Origin of the sequence: Candidatus Angelobacter sp. (assembly GCA_035607015.1) — a bacterium.
Taxonomy (GTDB): Bacteria; Verrucomicrobiota; Verrucomicrobiia; order Limisphaerales; family AV2; genus AV2.
The window spans coordinates 1-10,107 of sequence record DATNDF010000034.1; the positions used below are offsets into that span (position 1 = coordinate 1).

Here is a 10,107-nt window from a genome sequence, read left to right on the forward strand (position 1 = left end):
GACCGCGAGTTTCCGCGTGATGCCGGGCAAACTCGATCCGCAGCATTGGTACGCGAATTACGCGGAGAGCGGCGGTCGTGTGGTCGGGGAGGTGTGCCATTTTCTCGATTACTTTTGCTTTTTGTTCGACTCAAGACCTGTGCGGGTGCTAGCGCAGGCGATCTGGCCGGCGACCGGGAGGCTGCCGTTTCCCGACAGTGTCGCCGCTCAAGTCGAATTCGCTGACGGCTCGTGCGGCCAGCTCGTTTACAGTGCCGAGGGCGATCCGGGCTATCCGAAGGAAGCGCTCACCGTTTATGGCGCAGGCGCAGTCTGCGAGATCATGAACTTCCAGAGACTCGTCGTCCATCGGGGCCGCAGGAAAACATCATCCTCGTTCTCGTCCAAGGGCCACGCCGAGGAGATGGCCGCCTGGGCGCAGTTTTTGCGTGGAAACACTGAACACCCGCTGCCCTACGAACGATCGCGCGTCAGCATGTTGCTCACATTTGCCGTGCTTGAATCGATCCAGGAGGCGCGCCCGGTGGAACTCCACGGGTAGTTCGGGGAACTCATGTCCAGTCCTGCATGGTATTGGCATCGGCTGCGCGCGATGGAACCGGGCGAAATCGTGGCGCACGCCCGGAAGAAATTGTACCGATGGCAGGACGCCCGGCGTTTGCCGGATTGGTCGGGGTCCCCACTTGATTCGGCTTCGCCGCGCGGTTTTCCAAATATACCCAACCCGGACGATGCTCCGGTCGCCTTGCGCGAAGCGCTTGCGAGTGATGCGAAAGGAATTCTGGCCGGACGTTGGAAGGCTTTTTGCCATCTTGAACTCCAGGTTGATGACCCGCCGCAGTGGCACAAGGACCACCTCGCCGGCAGAAATCTCGCGACGCAGGAAATCGCATTCAAACTGGATCATCGTGAGCTGCCGGACGGCGCCGATATCAAACTGATCTGGGAACTGAGCCGGTGGCATCCGCTCGTGCGGCTGGCCATGGCTGCGCATGTTCTCGCCGATGACCGGGCGGCAGCGAAATGCGTCGGGTGGCTCGAAGACTGGGTGAAGCACAATCCGCCGTATCGCGGCTGGAACTGGACCAGCGCGCTGGAGGTCGGGATGCGGCTCGTGCAGTTCACGTGGATTGATGCGTTGCTGCAGGCGCAGGCTGCCGTTTGCGGCTACAGCGGGAGACTGGCGCAACTGCGCCGCGAAATTCTACCGGCGCACGTCCGGTTCGCGTGGCGGTACCGCTCGTTCGGTTCGTCGGCCAACAACCATCTCGTCGGCGAATTGACGGGGTTGATTCTCGCTCTCGCGCGCTGGCCGGAACTGAGTCACTGGGCAACGTCGCTTGACGAATTACAGACGCTCTTGGTCCGCGAGGTCCTCGCGCAATTTGCCGAAGACGGTGGCAATCGCGAGCAGGCGCTGAACTATCATTGGTTCTCGTGGGAATTCTGCTGGCAGGCGCGCGCGGCGCTGGTTTCCGCCGGCAAAAAGATTTCCGCCGAAATGGACGAACGGTTGCGGCGCGCGGCGCGGTTCTTTTGGGAGGTTCAGGTTCGACGTGAACCTTGGGACTATGGCGACTCCGACAACGCGTTCGTGACGCCATTCTTCGCGCGGGAGAAGACCGCGCTGTCGGAGTGGCGGGATTGGCTGAGCGGGTCAACATCCAATCTCGGCGCATCGTTGGCCTTTTGGCTGGGGGACCCACCGGTATTTTCACCGCCGCTCGGCCGCGCCCGCCCGGCTTATGCCCGAATTGTCGGCGACTGGTGGTTCTATCCCGATACGGGCATGGCGATCTGCGAATCAGGGTTCTGGTTCCTGCGCTGGGATCTTTCGTCGCTGGGTTATCTGAAGACCGCGGCGCACGGGCATCTCGACGCGCTGCACTTGTCCATTTGGGTAAAGGGGGTCGCGATGGTGGTTGATCCCGGTACTGGAGCCTACTATGCGGACAGGCAGCTTCGCGACTGGCTCGCTTCCGGAGAGGCCCATAACACACCGCTGCCAAAGGATGGCATCGGATTGCGCCGCCTCGGGCCTTTTCTTTGGTCCGGCCATCATCTTCAGCCGGACGTCGTGGTCCAAAAAGAACAAGTCAGGTCTTCGTGGCGAACGTCCGAGCGCACGGCCGTGGATCGGACGCTGCAACGCGCGATCGAACCTGCTCGGGGGGGGTGGGAGATCACCGATTCGATTGTTAACGCAGAAAACACGGAACCACGGGGGGGATTTTCTGTCCGCTGGCAGTTTGCTCCCGATGCCATCATCAAGCGCGGGGACTCCCGCCGGTTTGTTGTCAGTCGGCAAAACATCGAAATTGAAGTTCGACTCAGCGAGGATTGGACTGAAGTGAAACTGGTGGAGGTTCCCGCCGACCGGGAGAAGCTGGAGCCGGAAAACTCGATGGCTGGACTCGTTTCACCGGCGTTTCGCAAAACCGTGTTCGCGCCTTATCTGTTGCTCACCGCGCAGCCCCGCAGTGACAAGCCTTGCGTTTTCCGCACGACGTTTTTAGCCTCCCCGGATTCATGAGGATCAGCATTTTCGGCCTCGGCTATGTCGGCGCGGTAACGGCGGGATGCCTTGCGGAACAAGGATATGACGTCGTCGGCGTCGATGTCTCCTTGCCAAAGGTCGAATCGCTGAATCGCGGTGAGGCGCCCATCATCGAGCCCGGCCTCGAGGATCTGTTAAAACGTGCAGAACAACGCGGTCGATTGCGCGCCACCACGGACGCAACGGAAGCAGTGGCGGCGACCGAGGTCTCGTTGATTTGCGTGGGAACGCCTTCGGCGGTCTCGGGCGGGATCGATCTGCGCTTTGTCCGGCAGGTCGTCGGGCAGATTGCCGATGTCCTGCGGACACGACCCAAGCCGCACATTCTGGTTTTCCGCAGCACAATGCTGCCGGGCAGCACGGAGCGTTTGGTGAGTGAGTTGCTGGCTAATCCGGTGGCAGCCGGTCAGCTCCAGGTGTTTTATCATCCGGAGTTTTTGCGTGAAGGCTCGGCAGTGAAAGATTTTTTGGAGCCGTCGCTTGCCGTGGTCGGTACCCGTGATGGTCAAAAACCGCCTGCGGAATTGAAACAATTATTCGGCGCCGATGCAACCGTCGTCCACTGGCCGATGGCGGAACTGGTGAAGTACGCCTGCAACGCGTTTCATGCGACGAAAATCGCGTTCGCGAACGAGATCGGGCGGCTCAGCAAACAGCTCGACATCGACGCTGGCGCGGTGATGTCGCTGCTCTGCGCGGACATGAAGCTGAACATTTCGCCTTACTATCTGCGTCCGGGCAACCCGTTTGGAGGCTCGTGTCTGCCGAAGGACGTGCGCGCGTTGAACCATTTCGGTCGCCAGCAGGGCGTGCCGCTGCCGATGCTGGAGAACCTGCTGCCGAGCAATGAGCAACACTTGCGGGGTTTGTTGCAACTGATCGAACGCGCGAGGCAGGAGGAGGTGGTGATTCTCGGTCTGTCGTTCAAGTCGCAGACGGACGATTTGCGCGAAAGCGCAATGGTGGAGGTGGCGCAGAATCTTTTGGGCCGCGGCTATCAGGTGCGGATTTACGATCCGCAACTCAACCTCGCGAGACTGATCGGCAGCAACAAACGCCTGATCGACGCAAAGATGCCGCACCTGGCGTCGCTGTTGCAGGAGGACCTGGCGCAGGCCATTGGACGAAAGGGATTGATCGTGGCGGCCCAGCGTTGTGCTTCGATTGCGGAACTCGCCAAAGTCGTCACACCGGAACATCGGGTGCTGGACGTGAACGGCTGGCACGAGCTGCGCAATTTGCCGGCAAAATATGAAGGATTCTGCTGGTAAGCCGGCTGTTCTCATAGTTGTCGAGAACCTGCCAGTACCGCTCGACCGTCGCGTCTGGCAGGAGGCTTGCGCCCTGCGCGACGCCGGCTATGAGGTCGTGGTGATCTGTCCGCGGATGCGCGGCCACATGCAATCGGAGGAGAAACTCGACGGCGTACAGATTTACCGCCATTGGATCAGCGAAGAGGCAAACGGGGTCGCCGGCTTTGTGTGTGAGTACGGCTCGGCGTTGTGGGGTGAGATACGGCTGGCGTGGAAAGCGTGGCGGCGACACCGTTTCAAAGTCATTCATCTTTGCAATCCGCCCGATCTGCTGTTTCTGGTGGCGTTTCCGTTCAAGCTGTTTTTTGGCGTGAAAGTGATATACGACGTGCACGATCTGTGGCCCGAAATGTTCGAGGCCAAGTTTAATAAACGAGGATTGCTTTACCACTCGGTGCGAACGGCGGAGCGGCTGACTTACGCACTCGCGGACGTTGTCCTGGCGACCAACGAATCGGTTCGGGGCGTCGCCCTTCGACGCGGAAGAAAACCGCCGGAGAGAGTTTTTGTGGTCCGCACGGCGCCGAAGATCCCCGCCTCCAGTGCGAAGCCCGATACAACGTTGAAGAAGGGACGCAATTATCTGGTCGGGTATGTCGGAGTGATGGGCGACGCGGACGGTGTGAACTACCTGATCGAGGCGGCGGGCCACATTGTGAATGAGCTTGGCCGGCGTGACGTGCAATTTCTGCTGATGGGGACTGGACCGGAATACGAACGTCTGATCGCGATGCGCGACGGCATGGGGCTCAGGGAATACTTGGATCTGCCCGGTCGCGTGAGCAACGATTACCTGTTTTCCGCCCTGCAAACGATGGACGTGGGTGTTGCCTGTGACCCCGCCAATCCTTACAACGATCATTGCACGATGAACAAGACGCTTGAATACATGATCTTTGGCAAGCCGCAGGTGATGTTTGCAACGAAAGAGGGACGCGCGTCGGCTGGTGATGCCGCGGTGTATGTGGAGGAGAATTCCGCCGAAAAGCTCGGGAAGGCGATCAGCAGTCTGCTGGATGACGCCCCAAAACGGGAGCGGATGGGCCGGTCAGGAGAGGAACGCATCCGAACGAAGCTGAACTGGGAGCGGTCGGTCGAACAGTTGTTGGAGGCTTTTCGTGCCGCGCTCCGATAGTCCCTTCCCGGCTCGTCGCCCGATTTTCATTGAGCAGACGACGTGGATGGGTGTCTTATCTGTCTGAATCAGATGTGTATGCCGGAAACACACCCATCACCATACAGGCCCGCGGGACCGCTCGATGAGGCCGCCGAATTCTGGAGATCAATGCCGGACAAGCCGTTGTTCTTCATTTTACTGGCGGCTTGGGTAGCTTTTTTCCATTTCCTTGGAAACCCCACTTTTGGTTACACGAAGACGCCTTCGCTGTTTGCTTGGCTGAACTACGCGTATCACAACTCCGTCGATGACGAGCATGGTTTTCTGGTGCCGTTAGTGGTTTTGGCGCTATTATATGTAAAACGAAAAGAACTCGTTACTTTGCCCAAAGGGCAATGGTGGCCAGCGTTGACGTTGGTGGTGACGGGACTCGTGCTGCACGTGTTCGGCTATCGAGTGCAGCAAACACGTGTTTCGGTCTTAGCATTTTTTGTCGGATTGTATGGATTGACCGGACTGGTCTGGGGTCCGCGGTGGCTCAAGGCGAGCTTCTTCCCGTTTTTCCTGTTCGTTTTTTGCGTGCCAATAGCAACGATGTCCGAGAAAATCACCTTCCCGCTGCGCATTCTGGCCACGAAGACCACGGTGGGTCTGGCGCAGATGGTCCTGGGAATCGACGTCGTCCAAAACGGAACCAACATCTGGGAGCCTTCCGGCAGGTACCAATACGAAGTGGCGGCGGCATGCAGCGGGTTGCGCAGTCTTACGGCAATATTCGCGCTGGCCACAATCTACGGCTTCCTCGAATTCCGCAAGAACTGGCAACGGTTGGTCATCATCGTGTCGGCGTTTCCCCTGGCGGTGATTGGGAATGTGGTACGGCTGACAACGATCATCGTCGCAGCCGAGACCTTCGGTCAGTCGGCGGGCAACTATGTTCATGAGAGTTTTTGGTTCAGTTTGCTTCCTTACGTTCCGCCAATTGCGGGCCTCATTTTTCTGGGACACTGGCTTGGAAATCGAACTACACACCCGATCGGAGTTCTGGAGGCGAAGCCGGTATGAACAAACGTTCGTGGAGCATTCTAATTGTGGTGCTGGCGCTCATCGGTGGAACCGCAGGTTTGCTCGCGTATTGGCGAACCAACCAGAGGCTCGGCCAGCCCGGAGTAAAAGTCGTGCCCCAACCGGTTCGCGACCCTGACGGAAACATAGTCGGGACGAACAGCGTTTACCTCCCGGAACAGGTCTTGAGTTTCAGTTCGAAGCCGGTTCCAGTGACACCACTCGAGTTGGGGTGGCTGCCGAAGGACACGACTTACGGGCGGCGTATGTACAAGGCTCCGGATGGATTCGAAATGGTCGTCAGTGTTGTTTTAATGGGAACCGACCGTACCAGCATTCACAAGCCGCAATACTGTTTGACCGGTCAGGGGTGGAGGATTGACCACTCAGAAACGACTGCCATTCCGGTCAAAGGGCCGCCTTCATACAATCTGCCGGTCATGAAATTGACAGCCACCGGAGTCCGGGAGACGAGCGGTGGAGGAAAAATCGTGGCCCGGGGAATCTACGTCTATTGGTTCGTGGCGGACAAGGAATTGACGGCCGACCATTTGCAAAGGATGTGGTGGATGGCTCGCGACTTGATCCGAACCGGCACTTTGCAGCGCTGGGCATACGTGAGTTGTTTTGCAGTCTGCACCCCCGGCGAGGAAGAGGCGACATATCAGCGCATGAAAGAATTCGTCGGTGCCGCCGTCCCGGAATTCCAATTGACGAACGGGCGTTCCGAATCGTTCGCGGTGGCATTACCCTAGAAGTGTTTTCCCTGGTTACTGTCGGTTGAATGAACATTTTTTGAGTTTACCCACGGGCCATTTCCATGCCTAATTGTTGAATCCATGCTTCGCAGGCAACGACAAATTCGAACCCGCGTCCATCAATTGGTTGACGCCGGGCTGTTCATGGTTGCCTTTTGGATCGCGCACGCAGTACGGGCAAACTGGCATTTTGAATTCCTGTGGGAACGGCCCGAGATCCAATCTTTCGGAACGTATGCCCCCTTGCTTCTAGCGATATTTCTGACGACGCCAGTATTGCTCGAGATACAGGGCTTTTATGATCGCCCCCTCCTCGCGTCGCGTCGTCAGACCATCTGGCAGCTTTTCTGGGCGTGCAACTGGACGACAATCATCATCATCCTGATTTCATTCCTTGCGCGTGAGCAACCCGCTCGTGGAGTCATCGTCCTTTTCGGCGCGATCAGTTTTTTCCTCGTGCTGGCAAAGGAGGAATTCGTTCGGCACTGGGTACAGAGCAAATTTGGCCAGGACCAGTTGAAGAAACGGCTGCTGCTGGTAGGCGCAGCCGAGGACACGCGGCCGTTGCGCGCCAAAATGAAGGCCCAATCCCGTGAGGGAATTGAAATCCTGGACGAGATTGATCTGGGCGAAACCTCGTTGGAACGGCTGTCCGACCTGTTGCACGAACACTCAATCAATGGAGTCGTGCTGAGCGCCAGGCACACCATGTTTGGCCAGGTGGAGAAGGTCATTCAGACCTGCGAACTGGAGGGTGTCGAAGTCTGGCTGCTTGCCGATTTTTTCAAGACGCAGATTTCCCAGACCGCGCTGGACGATTTCGAAGGGCGGCCGATGCTCGTCTTTCGCTCGACGCCCGAGGCTTCGTGGCAAAGCATCGGGAAGCATGCATTGGATGCCGCCGGCGCGTGTTTTCTGATCGCGGCCACTTCGCCCGTCATGCTGGCCCTTGCCCTTTTGATCAAGTTCACTTCGCGAGGCCCGGTCCTGTTCCGGCAGAAGCGCGCCGGTCTGAATGGAAAACCCTTCACCATGCTCAAATTCCGTTCGATGGCCACGAACGCCGAGCAGCGCAAGCACGAACTGGAAGTTTTCAACGAGATGGCCGGCCCGGTCTTCAAGATCACGAAGGATCCCCGCGTCACACCCGTCGGCCGGTTCATCCGCAAATTCAGTCTTGATGAATTCCCGCAGCTGATCAACGTCCTCCGCGGCGAAATGAGCCTGGTTGGCCCCCGGCCGCTGCCGTTGGATGAGGTCAAACGGTTTGATGATCTGGCGCACCGGCGCCGGCTCAGCGTCAAGCCGGGCATTACGTGCCTGTGGCAAGTGAGCGGCAGGAGTAATGTGAAGGATTTCCGCGACTGGGTGCGGCTCGATCTTGAATACATTGACAACTGGTCATTGTGGCTTGACTTCAAAATCCTCTTCCGGACGATTCCCGTCGTGTTGCTCGGAACGGGCGCCAAGTAAAACCCGGTCTTACCCGCAGACGAGCACGTGTCGTGACCAAACGCTGACAGCCTTGTATTGTTAGATTAGCTATTTACTACGACCTATGGCCGCACCAACGCGAAACAAACCGGGAACCGTTCGGCCCACCTCAGTAGTCACGGGCGGGGCCGGATTCCTCGGATCCCATCTGGTGGATTTGCTTTTGAAGCGTGGCCACAAGGTCATCGCCCTGGACAATCTGGTCACTGGCAATGCGGACAACATTGCACACCAGGCCGGCAATCGTGACTTCCGCTTCATACATCAGGATGTCACGGAGTTCATATTCCTCAATGGCCCGGTTGACTACGTCTGGCATTTTGCGTCGCCAGCCAGCCCGGTCGATTATCTGGAATTGCCGATTCAGACATTGAAAGTAGGTTCGCTCGGGACGCACAAGGCACTTGGTCTCGCCAAGAACAAACGGGCGCGATTCTTGCTAGCTTCCACCTCAGAAACCTATGGTGATCCGCTGGTCCATCCGCAGCGCGAGGACTATTGGGGCAATGTGAATGCGATCGGCCCCCGCGGCTGCTACGACGAAGCCAAGCGGTTCGCTGAAGCAATGACCATGGCTTACCATCGCGAGCATGGCGTCGACACGCGCATCGTACGCATTTTCAACACGTATGGCCCGCGGATGCGTTTGAACGACGGGCGTGTGGTGCCGGCGTTCGTCAGTCAGGCTTTGGACGGCAGACCGCTCACAGTGTTTGGCGACGGCTCGCAGACACGCAGCTTCTGCTACTGCTCTGATTTGATCGAGGGAATCTACCGGTTGATGATGAGCAGGACGAATCAACCGGTGAACATCGGCAACCCGCAGGAACTGACGGTGCTCGAATTTGCGCGGGAAATTATCCGCATCACCGGCTCGCGGAGCAGGATCGCTTTCAAACCATTGCCGCAGGATGACCCCAGACAACGGAGGCCGGACATTACCCGCGCGAAGAAACTGCTGAAGTGGGAACCCGAAGTCTCGCTGACGACCGGACTGAAAAAAACCATCGCTTACTTTAGCGGAAAGGTTTTGAATTGAGCGGAAGACGAGCGAATAATATGAAGCGATTCAACTTTTATATTTGACCATGCCCTCGATTTTCAGTAACCAGCACAGACTTTCACGTGTACGCCCGGCTTCGGGGTTGCCTGAAGCGGGGCGTTTTTTGCCGGACGGTTCTGCCGACGTTTAAATGCTAAACACGAAGTCATTTTTGTGCCTCGATTTCGGGGCTGGAAGCCTCAAGGTTGCGGAATTTGATCCGAACGACGCTGGCACGCTGCGCTTGAAGCAATTCGGGCTCAGGGCGCTCGGCTTCGAAGGTTCCCAGGACGCCGCCCGCGAGCGGGTGATTCTGAAGTCGATTCAGGAATTGTTCGCGGAAAAACCTTTCGGGTCGAAAAACATCAATGTCTGCGCGCCCGGTTTTCACGTCTTTTCCAAATTCGTCAAACTGCCGCCCGTGGACACTTCGAAGGTCACGCAGATCATCCAGTACGAAGCGCAGCAGAATGTGCCGTTTCCTCTGGAGGAAGTGGTCTGGGATTACCAGATTCTGGGAACGACTCCGACAGGCGAACTTGAGGTCCTGCTCGTCGCGATCAAAACCGACGTCGTGGAAGGTTTGTTTCGGACGGCTGAAGCCGCGGGGTTGCGCGTGCAACTGGTGGATGTTTCCCCGGCCGCGCTTTGCAACGCGTTTCGTTTCAATTACGGCGACCTCGACGGTTGCACAATGCTTCTCGATATTGGTGCCAAGACCAGCAATCTGCTTTTTTTCGAGAAGGGCAAGGTTTACTCGC

At 57.8% G+C, this 10,107-nt stretch carries 9 protein-coding genes; all 9 read left to right on the top strand.

The features are described 5' to 3' along the window. Positions 1-541 (top strand): Gfo/Idh/MocA family oxidoreductase (locus tag VN887_01350; GenBank protein HXT38647.1); only part of this gene is annotated, 541 nt, incomplete at its 5' end. Between the two features lie 12 nt (positions 542-553). Next, positions 554-2,533, top strand: coding sequence for a heparinase II/III family protein (locus VN887_01355; GenBank protein ID HXT38648.1), 1,980 nt, complete (start codon positions 554-556; stop codon positions 2,531-2,533). Next, positions 2,530-3,828 (top strand): nucleotide sugar dehydrogenase, encoded by a 1,299-nt coding sequence (locus VN887_01360; protein ID HXT38649.1) that lies wholly within the window; start codon positions 2,530-2,532, stop codon positions 3,826-3,828. Before VN887_01355 ends, VN887_01360 begins: the two co-directional genes overlap by 4 nt. After that, a complete protein-coding gene (locus VN887_01365) occupies positions 3,809-5,005 on the top strand; it encodes a glycosyltransferase family 4 protein (protein ID HXT38650.1) in 1,197 nt (398 codons plus the stop codon). The genes VN887_01360 and VN887_01365 overlap by 20 nt, the downstream gene beginning before the upstream one ends. Positions 5,006-5,155: 150 nt before the next feature. After that, positions 5,156-6,052 (top strand): exosortase/archaeosortase family protein, encoded by an 897-nt coding sequence (locus VN887_01370; protein HXT38651.1) that lies wholly within the window; start codon positions 5,156-5,158, stop codon positions 6,050-6,052. Then, a complete protein-coding gene (locus VN887_01375; protein HXT38652.1) occupies positions 6,049-6,807 on the top strand; it encodes an exosortase-associated EpsI family protein in 759 nt (252 codons plus the stop codon). Before VN887_01370 ends, VN887_01375 begins: the two co-directional genes overlap by 4 nt. A gap of 84 nt (positions 6,808-6,891) precedes the next feature. Further along, positions 6,892-8,283 carry a sugar transferase gene (locus VN887_01380; GenBank protein ID HXT38653.1) on the top strand — a complete coding sequence of 464 codons (1,392 nt, stop codon included), beginning with the start codon at positions 6,892-6,894 and terminating at the stop codon, positions 8,281-8,283. Between the two features lie 85 nt (positions 8,284-8,368). Continuing rightward, entirely contained in the window at positions 8,369-9,343 is a 975-nt protein-coding gene (locus tag VN887_01385; GenBank protein ID HXT38654.1) for a UDP-glucuronic acid decarboxylase family protein, read from the top strand. Positions 9,344-9,497: 154 nt separating this feature from the next. Continuing rightward, on the top strand, positions 9,498-10,107 hold a 610-nt coding region (gene pilM / locus VN887_01390), incomplete at its 3' end, for a pilus assembly protein PilM (GenBank protein ID HXT38655.1).